This is a genomic window from Halosimplex halobium, assembly GCF_051414055.1.
Lineage (GTDB): Archaea > Halobacteriota > Halobacteria > Halobacteriales > Haloarculaceae > Halosimplex > Halosimplex halobium.
The window spans coordinates 222,408-246,124 of sequence record NZ_JBLKNX010000001.1 but is presented as its reverse complement, the minus strand read 5'-3'; the positions used below and the strand labels follow the sequence as shown (position 1 = coordinate 246,124).

General features: G+C 71.8%; 22 protein-coding genes. 11 read left to right on the top strand and 11 right to left on the bottom strand.

Translation table 11 applies throughout. From position 1 onward, the window contains the following. Positions 1-35 precede the first annotated feature (35 nt). On the top strand, positions 36-1,154 hold the full coding sequence (locus ACMGFG_RS01245; protein ID WP_436928535.1) for a tRNA (guanine(26)-N(2))-dimethyltransferase: 1,119 nt from the start codon (positions 36-38) through the stop codon (positions 1,152-1,154). 7 nt (positions 1,155-1,161) lie between these two features. Here ACMGFG_RS01245 and ACMGFG_RS01240 read toward each other — a convergent pair whose 3' ends face one another. Next, complete coding sequence (locus ACMGFG_RS01240) at positions 1,162-1,563, bottom strand: hypothetical protein (protein WP_436928534.1); 402 nt, start codon at positions 1,561-1,563, stop codon at positions 1,162-1,164. Positions 1,564-1,725: 162 nt separating this feature from the next. Between ACMGFG_RS01240 and ACMGFG_RS01235 the strand changes: the two genes are divergently transcribed. The 3 genes from ACMGFG_RS01235 (at position 1,726) to ACMGFG_RS01225 (ending at position 3,951) form a co-directional block, all read left to right on the top strand. Further along, positions 1,726-2,583: a YihY/virulence factor BrkB family protein gene (locus tag ACMGFG_RS01235; protein WP_436928533.1), complete on the top strand. Its 858-nt coding sequence runs from the start codon at positions 1,726-1,728 to the stop codon at positions 2,581-2,583. Further along, on the top strand, positions 2,580-3,035 hold the full coding sequence (locus ACMGFG_RS01230; protein ID WP_436928532.1) for a ribonuclease BN: 456 nt from the start codon (positions 2,580-2,582) through the stop codon (positions 3,033-3,035). The genes ACMGFG_RS01235 and ACMGFG_RS01230 overlap by 4 nt, the downstream gene beginning before the upstream one ends. 118 nt (positions 3,036-3,153) lie before the next feature. After that, positions 3,154-3,951 (top strand): PHP-associated domain-containing protein, encoded by a 798-nt coding sequence (locus ACMGFG_RS01225; protein ID WP_436928531.1) that lies wholly within the window; start codon positions 3,154-3,156, stop codon positions 3,949-3,951. 32 nt (positions 3,952-3,983) lie between these two features. Here the strand turns inward: ACMGFG_RS01225 and ACMGFG_RS01220 are convergent, their stop codons facing one another. From ACMGFG_RS01220 to ACMGFG_RS01210, 3 genes are all read right to left on the bottom strand, one after another. After that, positions 3,984-4,691: a CDP-alcohol phosphatidyltransferase family protein gene (locus ACMGFG_RS01220; protein ID WP_436928530.1), complete on the bottom strand. Its 708-nt coding sequence runs from the start codon at positions 4,689-4,691 to the stop codon at positions 3,984-3,986. Between the two features lie 408 nt (positions 4,692-5,099). Further along, on the bottom strand, positions 5,100-6,044 hold the full coding sequence (gene rnz / locus ACMGFG_RS01215) for a ribonuclease Z (protein WP_436928529.1): 945 nt from the start codon (positions 6,042-6,044) through the stop codon (positions 5,100-5,102). Positions 6,045-6,101: 57 nt separating this feature from the next. Beyond that, positions 6,102-6,632 carry a phosphate-starvation-inducible PsiE family protein gene (locus ACMGFG_RS01210; RefSeq protein ID WP_436928528.1) on the bottom strand — a complete coding sequence of 177 codons (531 nt, stop codon included), beginning with the start codon at positions 6,630-6,632 and terminating at the stop codon, positions 6,102-6,104. Between the two features lie 343 nt (positions 6,633-6,975). Here ACMGFG_RS01210 and ACMGFG_RS01205 point away from each other — a divergent pair, with 343 nt between their 5' ends. Continuing rightward, positions 6,976-8,094 carry a DUF4382 domain-containing protein gene (locus ACMGFG_RS01205; RefSeq protein WP_436928527.1) on the top strand — a complete coding sequence of 373 codons (1,119 nt, stop codon included), beginning with the start codon at positions 6,976-6,978 and terminating at the stop codon, positions 8,092-8,094. A 142-nt stretch (positions 8,095-8,236) separates the two neighbouring features. On the opposite strand, the gene ACMGFG_RS01200 is transcribed toward ACMGFG_RS01205, so the two are convergent. After that, complete coding sequence (locus ACMGFG_RS01200) at positions 8,237-8,758, bottom strand: hypothetical protein (protein WP_436928526.1); 522 nt, start codon at positions 8,756-8,758, stop codon at positions 8,237-8,239. 229 nt (positions 8,759-8,987) lie between these two features. Between ACMGFG_RS01200 and alaS the strand changes: the two genes are divergently transcribed. Together alaS and ACMGFG_RS01190 are read left to right on the top strand one after the other, a co-directional pair. After that, on the top strand, positions 8,988-11,765 hold the full coding sequence (alaS, locus tag ACMGFG_RS01195; RefSeq protein WP_436928525.1) for an alanine--tRNA ligase: 2,778 nt from the start codon (positions 8,988-8,990) through the stop codon (positions 11,763-11,765). A gap of 205 nt (positions 11,766-11,970) precedes the next feature. Beyond that, entirely contained in the window at positions 11,971-12,486 is a 516-nt protein-coding gene (locus ACMGFG_RS01190; RefSeq protein WP_436928524.1) for a hypothetical protein, read from the top strand. A gap of 44 nt (positions 12,487-12,530) precedes the next feature. On the opposite strand, the gene ACMGFG_RS01185 is transcribed toward ACMGFG_RS01190, so the two are convergent. The 3 genes from ACMGFG_RS01185 to ACMGFG_RS01175 all read right to left on the bottom strand — a co-directional run bounded on the left by ACMGFG_RS01185 (position 12,531) and on the right by ACMGFG_RS01175 (position 16,123). Beyond that, positions 12,531-12,806, bottom strand: coding sequence for a ubiquitin-like small modifier protein 1 (locus ACMGFG_RS01185; protein ID WP_436928523.1), 276 nt, complete (start codon positions 12,804-12,806; stop codon positions 12,531-12,533). A gap of 69 nt (positions 12,807-12,875) precedes the next feature. Then, a complete protein-coding gene (locus ACMGFG_RS01180) occupies positions 12,876-14,885 on the bottom strand; it encodes a DUF8167 domain-containing protein (protein WP_436928522.1) in 2,010 nt (669 codons plus the stop codon). Continuing rightward, complete coding sequence (locus ACMGFG_RS01175) at positions 14,882-16,123, bottom strand: potassium channel family protein (protein WP_436928521.1); 1,242 nt, start codon at positions 16,121-16,123, stop codon at positions 14,882-14,884. Before ACMGFG_RS01175 ends, ACMGFG_RS01180 begins: the two co-directional genes overlap by 4 nt. 134 nt (positions 16,124-16,257) lie before the next feature. Here ACMGFG_RS01175 and ACMGFG_RS01170 point away from each other — a divergent pair, with 134 nt between their 5' ends. Next, the gene (locus ACMGFG_RS01170; RefSeq protein WP_436928520.1) at positions 16,258-17,460 is read left to right on the top strand and encodes an NAD-binding protein; all 1,203 of its coding nucleotides are present in this window, start codon (positions 16,258-16,260) and stop codon (positions 17,458-17,460) included. Positions 17,461-17,539: 79 nt separating this feature from the next. Here the strand turns inward: ACMGFG_RS01170 and ACMGFG_RS01165 are convergent, their stop codons facing one another. The 3 genes from ACMGFG_RS01165 to ACMGFG_RS01155 form a co-directional block, all read right to left on the bottom strand. Beyond that, on the bottom strand, positions 17,540-19,147 hold the full coding sequence (locus ACMGFG_RS01165) for an HPP family protein (protein WP_436928519.1): 1,608 nt from the start codon (positions 19,145-19,147) through the stop codon (positions 17,540-17,542). Between the two features lie 85 nt (positions 19,148-19,232). Then, positions 19,233-19,958 (bottom strand): guanosine phosphorylase, encoded by a 726-nt coding sequence (locus tag ACMGFG_RS01160; protein ID WP_436928518.1) that lies wholly within the window; start codon positions 19,956-19,958, stop codon positions 19,233-19,235. A 276-nt stretch (positions 19,959-20,234) separates the two neighbouring features. Further along, positions 20,235-21,077, bottom strand: a complete 843-nt coding sequence (locus ACMGFG_RS01155) for a DUF63 family protein (protein ID WP_436928517.1) — start codon at positions 21,075-21,077, stop codon at positions 20,235-20,237. A gap of 232 nt (positions 21,078-21,309) precedes the next feature. Between ACMGFG_RS01155 and deoC the strand changes: the two genes are divergently transcribed. The 3 genes from deoC to ACMGFG_RS01140 all read left to right on the top strand — a co-directional run bounded on the left by deoC (position 21,310) and on the right by ACMGFG_RS01140 (position 23,654). Next, on the top strand, positions 21,310-21,996 hold the full coding sequence (deoC, locus tag ACMGFG_RS01150) for a deoxyribose-phosphate aldolase (RefSeq protein WP_436928516.1): 687 nt from the start codon (positions 21,310-21,312) through the stop codon (positions 21,994-21,996). An 83-nt stretch (positions 21,997-22,079) separates the two neighbouring features. After that, positions 22,080-23,336 carry a tRNA (N(6)-L-threonylcarbamoyladenosine(37)-C(2))-methylthiotransferase gene (locus ACMGFG_RS01145; RefSeq protein ID WP_436928515.1) on the top strand — a complete coding sequence of 419 codons (1,257 nt, stop codon included), beginning with the start codon at positions 22,080-22,082 and terminating at the stop codon, positions 23,334-23,336. Positions 23,337-23,465: 129 nt separating this feature from the next. Next, positions 23,466-23,654 (top strand): hypothetical protein, encoded by a 189-nt coding sequence (locus ACMGFG_RS01140; protein ID WP_436928514.1) that lies wholly within the window; start codon positions 23,466-23,468, stop codon positions 23,652-23,654. The last annotated feature ends 63 nt before the right edge of the window (positions 23,655-23,717 follow it).

The following is a 23,717-nucleotide window of genomic DNA, read 5'->3' as shown; positions in this document are numbered from 1 at the left end:
GCATGGCTTTTCGCCGTCGCCGGAGTTGTCCGGGTATGCGCGTGACCGAGGGCGACGTGACGGTCGAGGTTCCCGAACAGGCCGACGCCGGGGTCGGCGAGGACGTGTTCTTCAACCCGGTCCAGGAGCTCAACCGCGACCTGACCGTCGCCGTCCTGCGCGCGCTCGAAGCCGACATCGACCGCGACGCCGACCGCACCCCCCGCTATCTCGACGCCACCGCCGCCTCCGGCATCAGGGGGGTCCGCGCCGCGGCCGAGGGCTGGGACGCCACCTGTTGTGACGTGGACCCCGACGCGGTCGAACTCGCCCGCGAGAACCTCGTGCGCAACGATCTGGAGGGGCGGGTCCTCCACCGCGACGCCAACGCCCTCATGCACGAGGAGCGGTTCGACGTGGTGGACGTGGACCCGTTCGGCACGCCGATCCCCTTCGCCGACGCCGCCTTCCGGGGCGCGAGCCGGCTGGTCTGTATCACCGCGACCGACACCGCGCCGCTCTGTGGCGCCCACTTCGAGAGCGGCGTCCGCAACTACTCGACGGTCCCGCGAAACACCGAGTACCACGCCGAGATGGGCCTCAGAGTACTGCTCTCGGCGCTCGTCCGGACCGCCGCCCGCTACGACCTGGCGGCCCGGCCCGTCTTCAGCCACGCCACGAAACACTACGCCCGCACCTACCTCCGGCTGGACTCGGGCGCGCAGGCCGCAGACGCCCTGGTCGACGAACTCGGCCACGTCGACCACTGCGAGCACTGCCTCTACCGCGAGGCGACGCCCGGCCTCATCGCCGACCCGCTCGACTGGTGTCCCGAGTGCGGCGAGGCGATCCAGACGGCCGGTCCCATCTGGCTGGGGCGAACCTGCGACCCCGAATTCGCCGGGGCGGTCCGCGACGCGGTGGACGACGGGATGGGCACCGCCGAGGAGGCCCGGGAGCTGTGCGAGACGGTCGCGGCGGAGGTCGACGAGCCGACCCACTACGACCAGCACCGCCTGTGCAAGCGCTGGGGCGTCGGCGCCGTCGCCATGGACGAGTTCGTCGAGCGACTGCGGGCGGCCGGCCACTCGGCCTCGCGGACCCACTACGGCGGGACGACGTTCAAGACCGACGCCGACGTGACCGAGATCCGCGCGGCCGCCGTCGAGGAGTGAGCGCGACTCACAGCGACGCGACGCGGCGGGCGAGGCCGTAGACCAGGTGGTAGAACGGGCGCAGGAAGTAGTTGAGCATGCCGACGAGGCCGACGAGCCCGCCCAGCGCCTGCACCTCGCCGGCGCTCGCGCCGAGGTAGAACCCGCCGACGGCGGCCGCGAGGAACGGGCCGAGCCACAGGTCCGCGACCACCGCGCGCAGGTCGAGGCGGCCGCCGTCGGTGGCCGCGTCCCCGGTCGCGTCGAACCGCTCCGCGACGAGGAAGAGGGCGACGCCGACGGCGACGAGCGCGGCCACGAGCGCGAACGAGCCGGCCACGCCGGCCGTCCCGGCCACGACGAGCAACAGGCCCGCCGCGAGCAGGACGACCGTCCCGCGCATCACGACCGCGTCGAGTCCCCGGTCCATACCGGTAGGGGCGGCGGGCGCGTCTTGGTCCTTTCGTCACGCGATGTCCGGGGCGTCGCGGCGAGTCAGGCGACGCCGGCGCGCCGGAACGCTCCGTCACGGGAGCCGCGACCGACGACCGGAGCCCGCGGCTATTAGTGCGCGAGGCACGCAGACGGGAGCGTGCAACCGGACTCGGTCGGCCAGCGGGCGCGAGCGGGCGGTCGGGAAGCCGTCGCAGTCGGGCGGGCGGTCGTCGCGCTGGTGCGCGAGCGGGAGGTGACCTTCCTGGCGGCGGCCATCGCCTACTACGCGTTCGTGTCGCTGCTGCCGTCGCTGCTGCTGTTGCTGGTCGTCGCGTCGACGGTGGGCGGGCCGGAGCTGGCCGCGGAGGTCGTGGCCGCGACCGGGAACGCCCTCTCGCCGGTGGGGCAGGACCTCGTCCGGTCGACGCTGGTCGACGCCGCGGGCGCGGCGCCGGCGACGCTCGTCGGCGTCGGCCTGCTGGCCTGGAGCGCGCTCAAGGTGTTCCGCGGCCTGGACGTGGCGTTCTCGCGGATCTACGGCACCGACCCGGCGGACTCGCTGGTCGGCCGCGTCCGCGACGCGGCGGTCGCCCTGGGCGCGGTGGCGGTCGGCCTCGCGGCGCTCGTCGTCGTCGGCGTCGCCGTCAGCCTCGCCGGCGTCGCGCTCGTGGGGCTGGTGGGGACCGTCGCGCTCGCGGTCGTGCTCACCGTCGTCTTCTTCCCGCTGTTCGTGGTCTTCCCGGACACCGACGCGGGGCTCGCCGAGGCGCTGCCGGGGACCGTCTTCGCCGCGGTCGGCTGGACGCTGCTGGGGACCGGATTCCGGCTCTACGCGGGGATGGCGGGGCAGTTCGACATGTACGGGGTACTGGGTGTCGTCCTCCTGCTGGTGACGTGGTACTACGCGGGGGCGACGGTGCTACTGGTCGGGGCGGCGCTGAACGCGGTGCTGGCAGACCGCCGGACCACCAACACCAAGGGGGAGCCAGGCGACAGTGGAGGTACGCGCCCATGACCGCCGACACCGGTGCCGACGACGATTCCGCCGCGGGCGACGAGCGCACCGCCTCCGCGGGCCCGACCGCGAGTCCGAGCCCGGGCTCGGAGGAGGCGGGCGTCGACGCGGAGGTCGCGGAGCTGCGTGAAGAGCTGGAGTCGCTCCGGACCCGCATCGACGAGAAGACGGTCCACCGCGACGACATCCGCGAGGAGCTCCGCCGGTACGTCCGCAAGCGCCAGCGCCGCGGCCACGCGACCGGCTGGGGCCCCTACCTGGTGCTCCTCTACGGCACCGCGATGACGGTCGGCGCCTTCTACTACCTGAACAACTGGGCCGCCGTCGCCGCCATGCTCGTCGTCTGGCTCTCGACGCTCGGTCTCTACGTCTTCATGGTGGTCCTCGGCTCGTTCCTCGCCGCCGGCCGCAAGGCCGCCGGGCTGACCGACCTCCTCGGGAAGTTCCGGTAGCCGCGGCGACGACGCCGCGCCGACCGTCCCGTCCTGTCCCGCCCCCCACCGCACAGTCGCCCGACGGCGCGCCTCCGGGCTTCGTAACACATAAAGTCCGGCTTGCGTAGTTCGTGGCATGGCTCAGGGTGGCGCGTCGACCGACGGGGAGTCGCGCGTCGACCTCCACGTCAAGGTCTTAGACGAGGAGGTCGTCCGCCGCGCCAAGGCCGTCGGCCTCGACGCCATCGTCTACGCCCCCCACTTCACCCATCTCTCGACGATCCGCGAGCGCGCCGCCCGCTTCTCCGACGACGACCTCCTGGTGGTGCCGGGCCGGGAGTACTTTACCGACAGGTGGTCCGCCCGCAAGCACGTCCTCGCCGTCGACCCCGACGAACCGGTCCCGGACTTCCTCACCCTCGAGGACACCATGGCCGAGATCGCCGACCACGACGCCGCGGTTCTGGTCCCCCACCCGGAGTTCCTCACGCTCAGCATGACCGAGTCGGACATCGAGGCCCACGCCGACGCGGTCGACGCCGTCGAGGTGTACAACCCCAAACACTGGCCGTGGGACGACCGCCGCGCCCGCGAGATCGCCCGCGAGTCGGGCCTGCCGACGTACCTCTCCTCGTACGCCCACCTCACGACCACCATCGGCGAGGCCTGGGTGGAGTTCGACCGGCCCATCGACTCCGCGGGCGACCTCGTCGAAGCGCTGCAGTCGGGCGCGCGCCGCCGGATGTACCACCGGAGCGGCCTCGCTCACGCGCTCAAACGGCGCGTCGAGTTCGCCCACCTCGGCTGGGAGAACTCCTACGACAAGTTCAAACGCGTCGTAGTCGAGGGCGACGAACCAACCCACCCCGCCGGCGACTACCCCGACCGCTTCGCCGACATGAACGCCTACGGGACCGACGGCGGGCTCCTCTAACCCCTCTCCTCACGCCAGTGTCGCCAGCACGGTCACGCCGCCAGCGCCGTCAGCGCCGCCAGCGCCTCGGCGAACTGGTCGGCCAGCAGTAGCCGGACGACGACCGCGAAGACCGCGGTGACGGCGACGGCCGCGACGGCGACCCCCTGCCAGTCGTGGACCCACGCGCGGTCGGTCTGCTCGCGCGCGATGAAGACCGTGTAGTCGACGACCGCGGCGGCGGAGGCGACGCCCAGCGCCCACAGCAGCGCCTCTGTGGCGGTCGCCGCGGGGACGAGCATCCCCACCATCGCCAGGAACTGCAGGTTCGTGACGACCTTTCCGGGTAGGCGCGCTTTCACCTTCTCGGTCTCGAAGGCGAGGACGGGCACGAGCGGCACCAGCGCCACGACGAAGGCGTCCCGCGCGAAGAAGAAGACGAGGTACGCGAGGTCCAGCCCCGTCGCCGGGTAGAGCGCGGCGACGAGGACCAGCGCGGTGAGCTTGTCCAGCGCCGGGTCGAGCAGGGCGCCGAGTTCGGTGGTCTGGTCGAGCCGGCGGGCCACCCAGCCGTCCACGCCGTCCGAGAGGACGACCAGCGCGAACAGGACGTAGCGGACCGGCGACTCGGGGGCGAGGACGATCCCCGCGACCAGCGGCAGCCGGAAGAGGGAGATCAGGTTCGGGACGGTCCACACCTCGCCCGCCCGCGCCCGCCAGTCGATTTCCATCTCGTGGGTGGATGCTCCGCCGTCGCCCATGTGTCCACCGATCCGTCGTAGTTGGTGTGGGAGTCGGATCGGTGACCGGGCTCGTCGCAGTCGACGGTGAGCCCTGAAAGTCTTCGGCGCGCTCGCTGGGATCTGGATCGACCACATTCGACAGCAGGCGGTGAAAGCCCTCGGCGCGCTCGCGGTCGCTGAGCGGGATATCCGCGCTCTCCGCACCGCCCGCGCGGATAGTGGCCCGCTCAGACGACTAAACTGGACGCGAGCGCGCCTCGCCCTTTCAGTCCACCAGGAACAGCACCGCAGACCGCCCCGCACAGCACCGCAGAGGCCTCACACCTCCCCAACCTCTTGCGATGCTCGCAGGCTGCGCTTCTCATCCCTCGCGCGGCTACGGTCGCGCGCATGAACGCGCGCTCCAGCGCGCGCCAGTTCGAAAAGTCAATCTTCGGAGTCGTCGGCGTCTCCGTCATCGGGGAAGGGGACTTCGAGCTGTTCGCCGTCGTCGGGGATCCAGGCGTCGCCGTCGAAGTGCTCGCGGGCCTCGCGTTCGATAGGGGAGGGGTCGCCGGCGTAGCGCGTGGAGATGTGGGTCAGGGCGAGCCGTTTTGCGCCGGCGCGGTCGGCGATGGCGGCGGCCTCGCGGGCGGTGGAGTGGGCGGTCTCCTTCGCGCGGTCGGCCCAGTCGCTGGCGAAGGTGGCGTCGTGGACGAGCAGGTCGGCGTCCTCGGCGGCGGCGGCCACGGCGTCGGTCGGCCGGGTGTCGCCGGTGTAGACGAGGGTCCGGCCGGGCCGGGGCGGGCCGACGACCTCCTCCGGCTGGACGGTCCGGCCGTCGTGTTCGACGGGCTCGCCGCGGTGGAGCTTCGAGTACTTCGGGCCGGGCGGGATGCCGAGCTCTTCCTCGGCTTTCTCGCGGTCGAAGCGGCCCTTGCGGTCGTCCTCGACGAGGGCGTAGCCGACCGAGTTGGTGTGGTGGTCGGTGCGGACGGTCCGGACCTCGTACTCCTCGCGGTCGAGGACGGTGTCGCCGGGGCCGACCTGATTGATCCGGACGGGGAACGCGGGGTCGTTGCCGGCGGCGTGGACGAGGTCCTCGACCTGGCCGCGGGTGCCGTGAGGCGCGTGGATGGCGAGCGGGCGCTCGCGGTCGTTGAAGTCGAAGGTCTGGACGAGGCCGGGGATGCCGAGGACGTGGTCGCCGTGGAGGTGCGTGACGAAGACGTGGTCGACGCCGAACCCGGTGCCGAAGCGCATCATCTGGCGCTGGGTGCCCTCCCCGCAGTCGAACAGGAGGCGGTCACCCTCCCGCTCGACCGCCAGCGCGCTGGTGTTGCGCTGGGTGGTCGGGACCGCGCCGCTCGTGCCGAGAAACGTCACGCGCATGTCCGCTCCTCGGCGGGCGCCCGGTAAACGCGTGTCGGATCGGGCGCCGACCGGCCGTCAGACCCGCTCGAGCAGCTCGTCGAGGTACGCCCCCTCGACGTACAGCAACGCGACGAGCCCGACGAGGATGACCGTGTAGGAGACGGCCGCAAAGAGCGCCTCCGTCGCGGAGGCGTACTCCCCGGTCCGGAAGATGATCGCCTTGCGCACCATCGCGATGACGCCGGTGTAGGCGACCAGCCGGACGATCCGCCGGGTGTCGTCCTCCTGGATGTAGGCGACGACGGTCTGGTAGACCTCGACGATGATCAGCAGGAGCAGGCCCGTGTCGATGAACCCGATGACGACCAGCGGGTCCGTGATCGCGCCCGACAGCGCCGCCTCGACGATCCCCAGCGTCAGGTCGAGCACGCCGACGGCGAACAGGACCGCGAACACGGCCGCCGCCGCGAGTTCCACGCCGCGGACGAACCGCCCCGTCAGCGCGGCGTAGCGCTCGACGGCGTCCGGCGTCGCCTCCACGCCGCGCTCCCCGGACCCGTCTCCGTCCCCCGCGTCCCCGTTCGCGTTCGAACCTTCGGCGACCATAGCGAAGCGACCTCATCGTACCATGTGCCCGCTTGCCACATAGGGGCCGTACCGACGTTCGTTGGGGTCGGCCCGCGACGGCTTCTCATATAAAAAACATTCGGCCGTTCAGACCCACTTCCGTGAGGGCGACTTCGAATCGACGGCGGACGGCGGGATGACGGACGCGTTAATCCGGATTGAACCGTCGAAATCCGGCTTCGGCGTCTCCCTTTTATATGGGTGTGGGGCCGGAAGGGGAGGATACGATGTCACGGAACCACCGACCGACTGCGACCGCGGAGCGACCGACCGGACGAGCGAACCCGGGAACAGGAGCGAACCCGGGAACGGGGGTGTCGCGATGAGGCGCGCGGTCGCCGTCGTGGCGACGGCACTGCTGGTCGTCACCGCCGGCTGTGCCGGAACGGTCGGCACGGCGACGCCCGGGGACGGAGCGGGCGCCGACGGCGGGAGCGCGACCGACGGCGGCGACGCCGGGACGGTCAACTTCTACGTGAGCGACGAGCCCAACGACATGGACGACTTCGAGCACCTGAACGTCACGATCACGACGGTCAGGTTCCACCTCGTCGACGCCGCTAACGGCTCGGCGGACGGGAACACGTCCGTCGCGAACGCGACGGCGACGCCCGTCAACGAGACGGCGACGGCCAACGGAACGGCGACGCCCGCGAACGGCACCGCCGCCGACGAGGCCGGCGAGGGCGACGACGCTGACGACGCCGACGAGCGAGCGGACGAGGAGATGGGCGACGACGAGCGCGAAGACGACGGGGCCGGCGAGGGCGACGGCCGCTGGGTCACCCGGGACGTGAACGCCACGTCGGTCGACCTCTCGCAGCTGCGCGGCGCGAACGCGACGCTGCTCGAACAGTTCGACCTTCCCGCGGGCGAGTACGACAAGGTCCACATGGAGGTCGGCGAGGTCGAGGGGACCCTGACGAACGGCGACGACCAGCGGGTCAAGCTCCCGAGCGGGAAGCTCCAGCTCAACACGGAGTTCACCGTCGAGAACGGTTCAGAGGTCGACTTCGTCTACGACGTGTCCGTCCACAAAGCGGGCAACAGCGGGAAGTACATCCTCAAGCCGGTCGTGAGCGAGTCCGGCACCGAGGTCCCCATCGAGCGGGTCGACGACGAGGACGATGACGACGACCGCTCCATCGACGCCTCGTTCGTCGGCAACGTTTCGGCGGGCGAGAACGTCACCGTCCGCGTCACGGAGAACGGCTCGGCGCTCGCGAACGCGACGGTCGGCGTCGACGACGGCGCGACCGGGACGACCGACGCCGACGGCGAGTACGTGGTGTCCGTCCCGAGCGACGCCGAGGAACTCGAGATCGAAGTCGAGGACGGCGACGCGGAGGCGGAACTCGAAGCCGAGTTCGAGGAAGACGACGATGATGGCGAAGGCGGGGACGGATCCGGTGAGGGTGCCGGGGACGGCGAGGACAGCTAACGCCGCGACGACGGCAACGAACGGCCACCGCAGCCAGTTCTCGCGGTCAGTTTCCGGTTTCTCCGTGCGGTCAGTTCTCGCCCGCACAGTCAGTTCAGTTCTCGCCCGCACAGTCAGTTCAGTTCTCGCCCGCACAGTCAGTTCAGTTCTCGTCCGCACAGGGCACGTCGCGCTCGGCGACTTCCACCGTGCGCGAGGCCGTGGCGACGGTGGTGTTCTCCGTCGTGACGGTCGCCCGGACGGGGACGGTGTCGCCGCCGTCCAGCGACGGCGGTCGCTCGGTAGTCCTGAACAGGACCACCCGCTCCGAGTCGCCTGTCGAGAGCGCGACGGTGTGCGTCTCGACGAGCGCACCGCCGTCGACGGAGACGTTCACGCGGAACGACGGCTCGGGCGGCCCGTCGTCGCGGAGCGGACGTTCGACGACGAGCGAGCCGCTCAGCCCGGCGTTGCCCGGCAGCGGTCCCCGGTCGTTGCAGGTGACGACCCCGTCGGAGTCGGGGTAGGGGTCCTCGGACTGGTTGCCGACCGCCACCCGCGGCTCGAACGTCGAGACGGTCGCGTTCGCGGGGCGGTCCTCCGACGTGATCGCCGACAGGGCGACGGTCGCGCCGCCGACGATGGCGAACATGAGGACGATCCCCGCGATGGCGAAGCGGCGCATACGTCGGCGGTGGCGCGGACCCGATATGTGTCTTGTCACCGACGGGTCGGGGCGCAGCCGGGACCCGGCGTCCGAGCGCGCCGATGCCCTTCCGGCCGCCCGACTGGACGCGCGTCCGGTGCGGAGCGGCCGGACCGGCGGGATCCGCCGCGAGTGTCCGCGAGCGCCGTGCGGGCGGGGATCGCACCTTCGGAACTGTTTTAGGCGCCGCTGGGCCAACTAGCAACGAATGAGCGAGCTCGAACAGGAGTATCGACTCGACTACTTCGAGGAGCACGGCTTCCACCGGAAGGAGTGCTCCGAGTGTGGGGCCCACTTCTGGACGCTCGACGGGGACCGGGCGACCTGCGGCGAGCCGCCATGCGAAGAGTACGGCTTCATCGACGACCCCGGCTTCGACGAGGCGATGTCCCTCGAAGAGACCCGCGAGGCGTTCCTCTCCTTCTTCGAGGAGCGGGGCCACGAGCGCATCGACCCCTACCCGGTCGCGGCCAACCGCTGGCGCGACGACGTCCTCCTGACGCAGGCGTCTATCTACGACTTCCAGCCGCACGTCACCAGCGGCGAGTCGCCGCCGCCGGCCAACCCGCTGGTCGTCTCGCAACCGTGTATCCGGATGCAGGACATCGACAACGTCGGCAAGACCGGCCGCCACACGATGGCCTTCGAGATGGGCGGCCACCACGCGTTCAACGCCGACGAGGGCACCGACTACGCCTACGAGGGCGAGGTCTACTGGAAGGACCAGTGCGTCGAGCACTGCGTCGACCTGCTCGACGAGGTGGGCGCCGACATGGAGGACCTCACCCTCATCGAGGACCCCTGGGTCGGCGGCGGCAACGCCGGCCCCGCCTTCGAGGTCATCTACCGCGGGCTCGAACTCGCGACGCTCGTGTTCATGCAGTTCGAGCAGGACCCCGACGGCGACATCGAGATGAAAGACGGCAACACGTACAGCCGGATGGACCGCCGGGTCATCGACACCGGCTACGGCATCGAGCGCTGGACGTGGATGTCCCAGGGCACCCCCACCGTCTACGAGGCCGTCTACCCCGAGACCATCGACTTCCTGAAGGACAACGCCGGCCTCGACTACTCCGAGCGCGAGGCCGAGATCGTCCACCGCGCCGCCAAGCTCGCGGGTCACATGGACATCGACGAGGCCGAGGACATGGAGTCGGCCCGCGACAACATCGCCGACCAGCTCGACGTGTCCACAGGCGAACTGGCCGACCTGCTCGAACCGCTGGAGGACATCTACGCCATCGCCGACCACTGCCGGACGCTCGCGTACATGCTCGGCGACAACATCGTCCCGTCGAACGTCGGCACGGGCTATCTCGCCCGGATGGTCCTCCGGCGCACGAAGCGGCTGGTGGACAACGTCGGCGTCGACGCGCCGCTGGACGAACTCGTCGACATGCAGGCCGAGCGGCTGGGCTACGAGAACCGCGACACGATCCGCGACATCGTCCGCACCGAGGTCGAGAAGTACCGCGAGACGCTCGACCAGGGCGGCCGTCGCGTCCGCCGCCTCGCCGACGACTACGCCCAGCAGGGCGAACCCATCCCGGTCGGCGAACTCATCGAACTCTACGATTCGCACGGCATCCAGCCGGACATGGTCGAGGAGATCGCCGCCGAGAAGGGCGTCGACGTCGAGACGCCCGACGACTTCTACGCGCTCGTGGCCGAACGCCACGGCGGCGGCGGGGCCTTCGAGGAAGGCGAGGAGCGGCCCTACGAAGATAGGCTGGAGGAACTGCCGAACACCGACCGCCTCTACTACGAGGACCAGCAACGGACCGAGTTCGAGGCCGTCGTGCTGGAGGTCTTCGAGCGCGAGGACGACCGCTACGACGTGGTGTTAGACCAGACGATGTTCTACCCCGAGGGCGGTGGCCAGCCGCCGGACCACGGCACGCTGTCGACCGACGACGTGACCGCGGAGGTCTCGGACGTGCAGATCGTCGACGGCGTCATCGTCCACACCGCCGACGCCGACCCCGGCAAGGGCGAGTTCGTCCGCGGCCAGATCGACGGCGCGCGGCGGCGCCGGCTGATGGCCCACCACACCGCGACCCACATCGTCATCCACAGCGCCCGGCAGGTGCTCGGCGAGCACGTCCGCCAGGCCGGCGCCCAGAAGGGCACGGAGTCGTCGCGCATCGACGTGAGCCACTACGAGTCGGTCTCCCGCGAGGAGGTCAAGGAGATCGAGCACCGCGCCAACGACATCGTCCGCTCGAACGGCCCGGTCAAACAGGAGTGGCCCGACCGCCACGAGGCCGAGGACGAACACGGCTTCGACCTCTACCAGGGCGGGATCCCGGCCGGCGAGAACATCCGGCTCATCCACGTCGCCGAGGACGTGCAGGCCTGCGGGGGGACCCACGTCGCCCGCACCGGCGACGTCGGCGCGATCAAGATCCTCGGCACCGAGCGCGTCCAGGACGGCGTCATCCGCATCGAGTTCGCCGCGGGCGACGCCGCCGTCCAGGCCACCCAGGACACCGAGGACGCCCTCTACGAGGCCGCCGACGTGCTCGACGTGGCCCCCGAGGAGGTGCCCGAGACGGCCGAGCGGTTCTTCACCGAGTGGAAGGAGCGCGGCAAGACCATCGAGGACCTGAAGGAGGAACTCGCCGAGGTCCGCGCTTCGGCCGGCGGGGACGCTGGCGAGGAGGTCGCGGTCGGCGACGAGACCGCCGTCGTCCAGCGGCTCGACGCCGACATGGACGAACTGCGCGCCACCGCCAACGCCCTCGTCGAAGAGGGGAAGATCGCCGTGCTCGGTTCCGGTCGCGACGGCGCCACCTTCGTCGTCGCGGTCCCCGACGACTCGGCGGTCAACGCCGGCGAGGTCGTGAGCCAGCTGGCGCGGAAGGTCGGCGGCGGCGGCGGCGGCCCGCCGGACTTCGCGCAGGGCGGCGGCCCCGACGCCGAGGGCCTCGACGACGCGCTGGCGGATGCGCCCGACGTGCTCCAGCAGGTCGCGAACGTCTGAGGCGGCACGCCGACCTGCCGGACTGGGCTCGCGGCGGTCCGGTCCCGTTCCCGGTCCCGCCGGTTTCCGACCGGGAACCGCTCTCCGCCCGCTCCCCCTCTGCATCTAATCGGGATCCGACGACCGGGCGGCGCCACGAACGGGAAACGTCACTCCGACAGACATTTTTAGTAATGGGAATACGATCCGTTCATCGGGGGAGACGATGACCGAAGCGGACACAGCGCAGTTGCGCACGTGTTCGGACGGAGCCACCGTCACGGTGACGGTGAGAAACGACGGCGGCGAGCTGGTCGTCGAGTCAGAAGCGGACGCCCGGGTCGCCTTCGCCGAGGCGCCGTCGGTCCCGGAGAGCCAGACACGGAGCGTCCGCGCGACCGTGGTGAAGACCGTCACCGGCCACCGCGAATCGGCGGACATGGTCGTTCTCAGACCGACGGCGGTCCACGAGTCCGGTCCGGAAAGAGGCCGGACGCGAACCGACGCCGACGAACCCGGCTCGCGGACCCGGTCGTCGGACGACTCCGGTCAGCGCGGTTCGGCGGGCGATCCGGACGGTGACTCGTCGCCGTGCTCGCTCGACGACATCGCTGCGGAACTCATCGGCGACAGGGAACTCGCCGTCACCGGAGAGGAACGGTCGGCCGTCGCCGAGGCGAAGGACCGCGCCAGAGACCAGGGTCGCGACCCCGCGATCGACCCGAAACTCGACGACGTGTGAGCGACTCCAGAGACCCCCTCTCGGTGCCCGGAGTCGAACTTTGACTACCCGCCGCTGACCGGCGGAAAGAGCGCGAGTTCGTCGCCGTCGTCGACCGGTGTCTCGAAGCCATCGGCCTCGGCGAACGGGTCGCGGCCCTCGTGGAGCAGGCGGACGTGGTCGTAGAGGTTACCCTCGTCGTCCAGCACTTCGGATTCGAGGTCGGGATGCGTATCGAGGAGCGCGTCGAAGGCGTCGCCGACGGTCTCGGCGTCGGACCCGACCGCGATCTCGGTGTCGCCGGCCGTCTCGGCGAGCGTGGCGAACAGTCGCCAGTGCATACACGAGGGAGGGCGCCGCCGCCCAAAGAGCGTTCCGCACTGCGGCGACGAGCGACCCGAACCGGTTCGCTACTCGTCGTCCTCGCGGCGCTGGTCGAGCGCGACCGTCCAGTCGCTGTCGCTCGACCCGTCGGTGTCGTCCCCGTCGTCGCTCTCGCCGTCGGCCCCACCGACTTCGCCGTCGGTCTCCTCCGCGGCGTCGGCCGATCCGGTCGCGTCCTCGTCGTCCGACGCCTCGTCTGTGTCCGGCTCGGCGATGGTCTCCCAGTCGTCGCCGACGGCGTCGTCGGCGTCGCCGATCGCGTCCTCGTCCCCGAGCGCGTCGCGTTCGTCGTCCGAGTCGGGGCCGTCCGCCGACGGGGCCGGCACGTCGCCGACCGTCTCGTCGGCCCCGGTCAGCTCGTCCACGTCGGTCCCCGGGAGGTCGGCCAGCTCCTCACGCGTCGGATCCACGGGCGGCTCGTCCGGTCCGTCGTCGGCTCCGGGGCCGGCGTCCACTGACCCGGCGTCGTCGACGGCCGGAGGTTCGTCCCCGGGCGGGGCGCCGTTCGACTGCCCGTCCGGTTCGTCGGTTTCGAGCGTCTCGATGCCGGGGGCGTCGGCGTCGGCGAGCGGGTCGGCGGCCGATCCGGCGGGCGGCGTCTCCCCGTCAGCGCCCGTGTCGGACTCCGACGGTGCCGCTTCCGGCGGCGTCCCGGTGTCGTCGGTTCCGTCGTCGGTCGACGCCGCGCCGACCGTCCGCCCGGCGTCGACCTGCTCGTCGGGGGACAGCGCCGGGCCGGTGGCGGCGGGCCCCTCCGGAGCGGCGCCGTCGCGGGGCCCCGCGGCCGCTTCGACCTTGCGGATGGCCTCCGGAGCGGCGACGAGGTAGACGGCGTCGCCGGCGGCGAGCGTCCGGTCGCGGCCGGGCAGCGGTTCGACCGGCCCCGACTCCGGGCGGACGGCCACGACGGTCACGTCGAGGGCGCCGACGGGCTGGCCGGCCAGGTCGCTCCCGGCGGCGACGGTGACGGCGGCCATCGTCTCGTCGGCGGCCCGGAGCACGGAGGCGAACTCCCGGTCGGGGCGCGTCTCGACCGGGAGGGTCACCAGCTTGTACTCCCCCTCGGCGTCGAGCTTGCGCGTGTCGGCGGCGTCGATGGCCAGCGTCGCCACGTCGTCGACGGTCCCGCGCAGTTCCGCGGTGAGGACCCGCTCGAAGGGGTCCGTGCGCCACACCTGGACGAGGTCGCCGGCGCTGGCGGCCAGCGCGGGGTCGGCCTTCACCGCGACCGCGGCGGTCTCCGGCGGGAGCGTCGGGCCGATACCCGCCGCGCGCGAGCCGACGGCGAGGTACTCGACGCTTCCGTCGTCGGCGAGTTCGAGGTCGACGTGGCCGACCGCGTAGTCGGCCTTCAGCCGGGTCACGAGGCGGTCGCGCAGTTCCCCGACGGTCAGCCGCCGGGGGAAGACGAAGGTCCTGCCCGCGAGGTTCTCCTTGGTCTCCGCCGGGACGGGGTCGTAGCCGACGATGTCGTCGACCTCCTCGGGGAGTTCGACGGTGATGACGCGGCCGACGGCCTGGACGACGCGGCTCACCTCCGTCTCGACGGCGCGTTCGCCGGTCGCGACGGCCACGTCCGACCCGATGCGGTCGCCCGCGTCGGCGCCCGCGCGGGTCGCCGCGAGGGCGACGAGGAAGGCGACGACGTGGAACAGGACCCCCGCCTGGTCGAGGGGGTCGCCGCTCCCGTCCGGCGCGATGACCTCCCCGAGCGCCTGGTTGGTGTTGAGGACGACTGCGACGGCGCTGAGCCCGAACAGCGCGGGGAGCTCGCCGGGGACGCGCTCGCGGACGTACCAGCGGTAGAGGAGCGCGACGGCCGCCGCCACGCCCGCGGCGAGGACCGCGTAAGCGACCACCTGCACCGCGTTCGTCAGCGCCCGATCGGTGAGCGACCCGCTCTGGCCGACGGCCGCGGCCGCGAGGTCGGCGGCGGCTCCGGCGTCGGGGGCGAGCGCGCCGTCGACGAGCGCCGCGAGGGCGGCCCCGACCGCGGGCGCGGACCCGAGGCCGACGACCGCGGCGAGACCGCTCACGCGACCCCCTCCCTGAAGGCGTCGAGTTCGCCGCGCGTCCCGACGGCGAACACCTCGTCGCCGGCCGACAGCGTCGTCGACCCCTTCGGCGCGACGACCCAGCCGCTCGCGCCCCGCACGGCCATCACGGCGACGCCGTAGGCGCTCCGGACGTTCGCCTCGCCGACGGTGGCGCCGTCCAGCGGGCCGCCGGCGCCGACGGTCACCCGCCCGAAGCGCCGGCCCGCCCGCCGCAGCAGGCTGAGCAGTTCGTACTCCCGGCGGACGCCGCGCGATTCGACGACGACGCGGGCGCGGTCGGCCTTCAGCAGCGGCTCGGCGTCCGTCCGCGTGACCGCGACCGTGACTCGCCCCTCGCCACCGGTCGTCGTCGGCGCCCGCACCGGCTGGGGGACGCCCTCCTCGTCGTCGGCGTCCTCGTCGTCGTCGGCGCCGGTCGCCTCGGGGTCGGGCCCGGCGGCGGCCGTCGTCGTCTGGGTCTTCGCGCTGACGACCGTCCCGCTGACCTGTGCGTCGGGGGTGATGAGCGTCACCTCGTCGTTGCGGGCGACGCCCGTCGGGACGAGCGCGTTCACCGAGACCGCCCGTTTCCCGTCGGGGACCCGCTTGGAGAGCCCGGAGAAGGGGGGCGCGGCGACGACGGCGGCCCGCCCGCGCTCGTCGACGGTGACGGCGGCGTCGCCGAGGTCGTACTCGGTCTTCAGGCGCTCGGCGAGCCGCGCTTCGAGCTCCGAGATGCGCAGGTCCGCGGGGAAGGTCCACTCGCTGTCGCGGATCTCCGCCCGGAGGTCGTCCGAGAGCGGGGGGTACCCCTCCATGTCGGCCACCTCACCGACGACGCGGACCCGCGCCTCGTCGCGGCCGGCCAGCGCCCCGCGCACGTCCGCGGCGAGCGTCCGCTCGCGCAGTTGCTTCAGCGACAGCCGCTTGGGGAAGGTCGCGCCCATCTGGTCGCCCCGCGAGTGGGCGTACAGCGAGATCATCAGGACGACGAGGATGGCGGTCGTGACCGTCACGGCGTTGGCCGACTGGGTGATCGTCGGGTCCGCGAGCGCGAGCAGCCCGCCGTTGACCCCCGCCAGCGCGACCGAGAGGACGACCACACCGAACCCGGGGATCGTGACGCCGGTGAAGTACTTGAAGACGAACCCCAGCGACCACGAGACCAGCCCGGGGATGATCCCCGTCAGGATACCGAGGTAGATACCGAAGAGTAGCTCGACCGGGAACGATGCCATGGCGGGGTGTGACGGCGGCCTCTCGTAAACCCCTATCGGCGCCCGCGGCGGCCGCCGGTCGGACCATTATCTACCCTGACACGACCCGTCGCGGGTCGGTGGGATTTTAGCCGCTCGGCCGCCTCGAAGTGGGTATGGACGCGAGGCGGCTGGTGGGCCATCCGCGGGCGGTGTTCGTCGGGACCCGGGCAGCCGTCTGGCTGCCGACCGTCGTCGCCATCCTCTCCTTTGCCACCGGCGTCGCGAACATCAGCGCGACCGAGGTCAACCCGCTCATCGAGGCGTACATCCAGATCCCACGCGAGGTGCAGCGCGCGGCCGGCTTCACCGGCGCGCTGACGGGCTTCCTGATGCTACTGAGCGCCTGGGGGATGCGCCGGCGGCTCCGCGCGGCGTGGTTCTCGACGGTCGTGCTCCTGCCGGTGACGGCCCTCCAGGGGCTGGCCCAGTCGAGCCGCTACTCGCTGCCGCTGATCGCGCTGTCGCTGCTCTCGCTGCCGACGGTGCTGGTCAACTTCCGGCGGTTCGACCGGCGGGCGGACCTCTCGACGACGCAGCTGGCCGCGGCCGCCGCGCTCTCGGGGACGCTCGTCTACGGCACCGCCGGCGCCTACCAGCTCCGCGAGGAGTTCACCAACCTCTCGACGCTGACCGACGCGCTGTACTACACCATCGTCACCGCCAGCACCGTCGGCTACGGCGACGTGACGCCCGCGAGCCAGCAGGCGAAGCTGTTCGGGATGAGCGTCCTCGTCCTCGGCGTCGCGAGCTTCACCGTCGCGCTGGGGTCGCTGCTCGGCCCCGCCATCGAGGCGCGGCTCTCGCAAGCACTCGGTACCATGAACGACTCAGACCTGGAACTCCTGGACGACCACGTCGTCGTCCTGGGCTACGGCGACCTGACCGAACCGCTGCTCGAAGAACTCTCGACCGCCGCCGAGTTCGTCGTCATCACGCCCGACAACGAGCAGGCGGCCGCGCTGCGGACCCGGGACCTGCACGTCGTCGTCGGCGACCCCAGCGACGAGGACCCCCAGAAGCAGGCGGGGATCGAACACGCCCGGGCCATCATCGCCGCCACGAACGACGACGCGCAGGACGCCCTGTCGATCCTCACCGCCCGGCAGTTCCACCCCGACGCCCGCATCGTCGCCGCCGCGACCGACCGCGAGAACACCGAGAAGCTCCGCCGCGCCGGCGCCGACGCCGTCATCAGCCCCGCCGTCATCGGCGGCCACCTCCTCGTCGAGTCCGCGCTCGGCGACGCCGACATGGAGGGGCTCGCCGAGCGGCTGCTGGACACCGAGGGCGGGGACGACCCGTCCGGCACCGACTGACGCCGGGAGCGGTCGATCCCCCGCCGTCCCCGCCTCCGCTCTCGTCCCCGTCCTCGTTCCCGCCCGGCGGTCGCACCGCTCACGACCGGTCGACGATCGCCACGTCGGTGTCCAGGTGCTGGATACGTTCGAACGTCGGCGGCGAGACCAGCCGCGAGGCCGCCGAGCGGTCGGTGCTGGCGCCCATAAAGACCAGGTCGAAGTCGTCGGCGTTGTCGGCGAGGTAGCGCTCGATGGACTCGGTGGCCACCCGGGTCTCGAAGCCGCCGTCGAACGGCTCGACCAGGTCCGCGAGCATCGCCTCGGCGCGGCGGCGCTCGCGGTCGCTCGACACGCACGAACAGACGCTGATCCGCCCCGAGCGGCCGACGAGCCGGCGGGCGAAGTCGAGCATGCTGTGGGCCACGTCGCTGGCCCGGCGGACCGGCACCAGGGCGCGCTTCCAGCGGGTCCGGCCGGCCGCCGAGCGGTGGACGACCACGTCGATCTCGCCGCGGAACAGGTCGTAGATGTAGGGCGTCAGCGCGCCGTGGCGCTGCTCGTAGGCCGTCGCGACCAGGTCGCAGCCGGTCTCGCGGGCGGTCCCGAGGACAGTGGCCGCCGGCGACCGGCCGCCCACGGCGACGACCACCTGGCAGGGGACCCCTACCCGCGTCTCGATCTCGTCCGCGCGCGCCTCGAGGTGGGTGGCCGCCTGGGCGACCGCCCGCTCCTCGGCGCGGTCGTCGAGCCCGGCGTCGTCGACCGTGCGGTCGGGCCCGTCCCCGGTCCCGCCGGCGTCCCCGCTCTCCGTGTCGGCGTCGCCGCGGTCGTCACGGCCGTCGTCCGGGACCGGGGCGCCGTCGTCGTGCCCTCCGCGGCCGCCGTCGGTCGCGACCCGGCGGTCGGCCCGCCGGCCGTCGTCGAGGAGGTCGCGCTCGGCGCTGGCGACGGCCTCGTCGTCGACCACGTCCAGCAGGACGACCTTCCCGGCGTCGTGGGCGGCCGCGAGGCGGGCGCCGAACATGGCCGTCGCGTCGGGGTTCTCCCCGCGCATCGGGACGAGGACGTGGTCGTCGCCGTGGGTCGACTCGTAGAGGAACTGCGCGCGGCGGTCGTAGAACTGCTCGCGCCAGGCGACGAACACCAGCGCGACGACGCTGCTCGCCAGCAGCACCGACAGCGCGAACACCAGCTCCTGGCCCGGGCGGACGAGCAGCCCCAGCAGCGCCGTCGAGTAGGCCGACGGCTCCTCGACGTCGAGCGCCCAGGTGCTCGCCCCCGCGAGGAAGACGGCGACGGCGGCCTCGAACGCGCCGACGGTCAGCCCGCCCGGGGCGCTCGCGCCGGCCCCCGCCGCCCCCACGCCGAGCGCCGACCCCAGCGCCAGCGCGGCCCAGCCACAGAGCGACCCGACCGTCAGCCCCGCGACGAACCGCGCCGGCGAGGAGTACTTCCCCTCCGGGTTGGCGAAGAGGGTGTACGTGCCCGACGCCAGCGGCGGAAAGAGCAGGAACGAGAGCCGGTCGATGCTGTTGAACAGCAGCGTCACGACGGCGATCAGCAGCGGGACGAACACCAGCACCGACAGGTGGACGAGGTTGCTCGTCCGCTCGACCCAGCGGCGGAAGGCCCGCAGCTCCCGCCGTTCGAGCCGCCGGAGCCGCGCGACTGCCGCGTATATCCGGTCGCCGAACGGCCCGCGCATGCCTGCCACTATCCCGCCCCGACACAAAAAGTGTCGTCCGACGGTCGTCGACCCGGGACCGTTCGTCCCTCGCGGAGCCTGCCACTCAGAGCCGCGTGGCGGCCTCCAGCGAGATGCGGATCGCGCGCTCGACGTTGTCCTTCGCCTTCTCGGGCAGTTCGTCGTCGTCGGTCTCGCCCTTCTGGGTGCCCTCGACGAGGTTGCCGTCGACGGTGCAGATGGCGCCGGCGCGCAGCCCCTTCCGCCGGGCGAGCGTGAAGACGGCGGCGGCCTCCATCTCGACGGCCAGCAGGCCCGCCTGCTCCCAGTCGTCGACGTACTCGTCGGTCTCGGCGTAGAAGGCGTCGTCGGTCGCGATCGGGCCGACGTGAACCGACTCGCCGCGCTCCTCGGCGCTGCGGACGAGCGTGTCCAGCGTGTCGTAGTCGGCGACCGCCGGATATTCGACGTCCTCGTAGCGTTTCGTCGTCCCCTCGTTCTTGGCGGCGCCCGTCGCGACGACCATGTCGCCGATCTCGATGTCCGACTGGAGCGCCCCCGTCGTGCCGACGCGGACGAACGTGTCCACGCCGACCGCCGCGAGTTCCTCGACGGCGATCGTGGCGGAGGGGCAGCCGATCCCCGTCGAACAGATGGTGAGGTCTCGCCCCTCGTAGGTCGCGTTGACCAGTTTGTACTCGCGGTTCTCGGCCACGTGTTCGACGTTCTCGCAGTGGCCGGCAATGCGCTCGACGCGCCCGGGGTCGCCCGGGATCAGCGCGATGTCGTGTACGTCGCCCTCCTCGACCAGCAGGTGCGGCTGTTTCGCCATGGCCGCCCCTGGGACCGGCGGCGGCAAAACGGTACCCGTTCCGGCCGCTCGCGCGCTCGCCGACTCCCGAGCGCTCCCGTTCGGTGGGGAGACCTCCGGAGCCGGACGGGGGTGCGTTTCGGCAGCGATTCGAGGGCCGAAAACCGCAGGAGTGCGACGGGCTTCGACCCGAAACGAGGGGGTTCGCTGGCGCGGGAGGGTTCGACCCGAAGCGGAGGTCCGGGGCGGCCGGTGCCACGGAGAGGCCGGGTGTCACGGGGCGACCGAGTCACCCGCTCAGATCGCGGGGCCGATCAGGAACAGGAAGAGGTTGTTGGCGGCGGGGCCCATGCCGACGGCGGCAACGAAGGCGAACAGGACGTTGCCCTGTGTGGGTTCCTCCTCGACGAGGTCGGCCAGCAGGACGACGATGCCGGCGGCGACGACGAGCTTGACGGCCGCGAACAGCCACCCCTTGCCGATGTAGGGGTAGGTGGGGAGCGTCTCGGCGAAGTCCATGATCCGGCGGGGGATCGGGGTTCGCTCGCCGGTCCCGACCACGTCGACGCCGATGGCGGTCGAGAAGCCGTCGAGCGCGTGGGCGAACACGACCAGCGGGCCGGCGACGCCCGCGTGGTCGACCGCGGCTGTCCACTTGAGCGCGACCAGGTAGTAGACCGGCGCGGTGAGCACGGCGGCGCCGAGGAACCCGAGCGGGAGCCACACGAGCGCCGTCGTCGAGTCGACGCGGCCGGCGGCGAAGGCGTAGGCGAGGGCGGTCAGCGCGAGCACGAGCGCCCCGCCGACGATCCCCAGATGGCGGGCGATCGGGGCGGGGTCGTCGAGCATCTGGGCGCGGACGACCGCGGGGAGCCAGACGCCGGCGGCGAGGACGAACGTCGTCACGTACACCGCGGGCGCGGCGAAGAACGGTTCGAGCGGGTCGAGTACGAGCCCGGCCTGGTACAGCGCGTGGAAGGCGCCCCCGGCGACCATCCACGGCGAGAGCGCGAGGGTCTGCCGGGCGGTGACCGGCGGGTCCAGCAGGTAGAGCGCGGCGACGGCCGCCACCGACAGGGCCGCCAGCGTGATCGCGTACGGCAGCGGCGGGACCACGAGCCCGCTCGGGAGAATCTGCATACCCTGTGGCGCGGCGTGGACGGACGAAAGGGTTGCGGTCGGCGCGGTGTCGGGCGGTCGCGGGGTTTCGGCTGGGGCACGGGGTTCGCCCGGGATGTGGGGTTCGCCCCAGATGCGGGGTTCGGTCGGGGTGTGGACCATCACGGGAGGGAGACTGCGGCGCGACACTGCCGCGACCGCCGACGCGGCCGATCCGGGCGGGCTTTAGTGGTGGGGGTGCGAGGAGTGAGCCATGACCACGGACGCGGCGGACGTGACCGGCCGCATCGAACACACGGTCCTCGGGCCGGAGACGACGCCGGACGACGTGATCGGCGTGCTCGACGCCGCCATCGAGTACGGACTGCGCGCCTGCATCCCCCCGTGTTACCTCGAACTCGCCGACGGCTACGCGCCGACGGTGCCGCTGTCGACCGTCGTCGGCTTCCCCCACGGCCAGCACACGACCGAGACGAAGGTCGCCGAGGCCGAGGACGCCTGGGAGGCGGGTGCGGACGAACTGGACATGGTGATCAACGTCGGGCGCCTGCGGGCGGGCGAGGACGAGGCCGTCACCGACGAGATCGAGGAGGTCGTCGCCGCCGTCCCGGTGCCGGTGAAGGTGATCGTCGAGACGCCGCTGCTGGCCGAGGAGGAGAAGCGCCGCGCCGCGGAGTGCGCCCTCGAAGCGGACGCCGACTACCTCAAGACCGCCACCGGCTTCTCCGGGGGCGGGGCGACCGTCCCCGACGTGGAACTGCTCGCCGAGTACCTGCCCGTGAAGGCCTCCGGCGGGGTCGGCTCGTGGGCGGAGATGGAGGCGATGCTGGAGGCGGGTGCCGAGCGGATCGGGGCGTCGAGCGGGGCCACAATCGCCCGGGAGTTCCTCGACCAGCACGACACCGCCGAGCGGTCGGACGTGAGCGGGTGGGACGATTAGCGCCAGTCGGCGACCGCGGGACGCGCCTGGCCACCCCGATCCGTCGCGCTTTTGACCGCGAGCGCCAAGAGTGGAGTAACGCGATGGCCCGCTATCACATCGAGACCTACGGCTGCACGGCCAACCGCGGGGAGAGCCGCCAGATCGAGCGGGCGCTCCGCGACGGCGGCCACCACCCCGCCGACGGCCCCGAGGAGGCCGACGTGGCGATCCTCAACACCTGCACCGTGGTCGAGAAGACGGAGCGCAACATGCTCCGGCGGGCCGAACAGCTCGACGCCGAGACCCCCGCGGACCTCGTGGTGACTGGCTGCATGGCGCTGGCCCAGGGCGAGGAGTTCGAACAGGCCGACGTGGACGCGGAGATCCTCCACTGGGACGAGGTGCCCGAGTACGTCCGCAACGGCGAGTGCCCGACGACGACGCCCGACACCGAACCCGTCCTCGACGGCGTCGTCGGCATCCTCCCCATCGCTCGGGGCTGTATGAGCGACTGTTCGTACTGCATCACCAAGCACGCGACCGGCAAGATCGACTCGCCCTCCGTCGAGGAGAACCTGGAGAAGGCCCGCGCCCTGGTCCACGCCGGCGCGAAGGAGATTCGCATCACCGGCCAGGACACCGGCGTCTACGGCTGGGACGAGGGCGAGCGCAAGCTCCACGTCCTGCTCGACCGCATCTGCTCGGAGATCGACGGCGAGTTCCGGGTGCGGGTGGGCATGGCCAACCCCAAGGGCGTCCACGGCATCCGCGAGGAACTGGCCGAAGTCTTCGCCGAGCACGACGAACTGTACAACTTCCTGCACGCGCCGGTCCAGTCGGGTAGCGACGACGTGCTCGGCGACATGCGCCGCCAGCACCAGGTTTCGGAGTACGTCGAGGTCGTCGGGACCTTCGACGAGTACCTCGACGAGTGGACCCTCTCGACGGACTTCATCGTCGGCTTCCCCACCGAGACCGACCGCGACTTCGAGCAGTCGATGGCACTGTTGCGGGAGACTCGCCCGGAGAAGATCAACGTGACGCGCTTCTCGAAGCGGCCGGGGACCGACGCGGCCGACATGAAGGGCCTGGGCGGCACCGTCAAGAAGGAGCGGTCGAAGGCGATGTCGGAACTGAAGATGGACGTGATGGACGAGGTCTACGAGTCGATGGTCGGCGAGACCCGCTCGGTGCTGCTCACGGAGGACGGCACCGACGACTCGCTCGTGGGCTACGACCGCGCCTACCGGCAGGTGGCGATTCCAGGTGCGGAGACGCAGGGCGTCGAACTGGGCGACACCGTGGACGTGGAAGTGACGGGCCACAACACCGTCTACGCGCTGGGCGAACTGGCGTAGGCGACTCGCACCGACCGACCACCGGCCCGCGAGTTCGCCGCCAGTGCGGGACCACCTTCGCCCCCGCTCGGACGTGTGAGGATCCGGATGAACACCGGGGTTCAATTATCTCTCTCTCAAGAGACATCTGTGAACGATTCCGGACGGCAGTCGTCCGACCGGGAGACAGTCGCTACCGGGTCCGGGGACGGGCATCTGGAACTGGCGGAGGACCACCTCAGACGGGCGCTGGACGCGGAAGAGGGGTCGCGGCGAACGTTCCACATCCGGTCGGCGCTCCAGTCGATCGTGATCGAAACCGGGAGCGAAGACGACTGACGGGGCGGGCGCGGGTCCGTCGCGGACCGGCCGCCCGTGTACATTTCGTCCGGCACTCCCCTG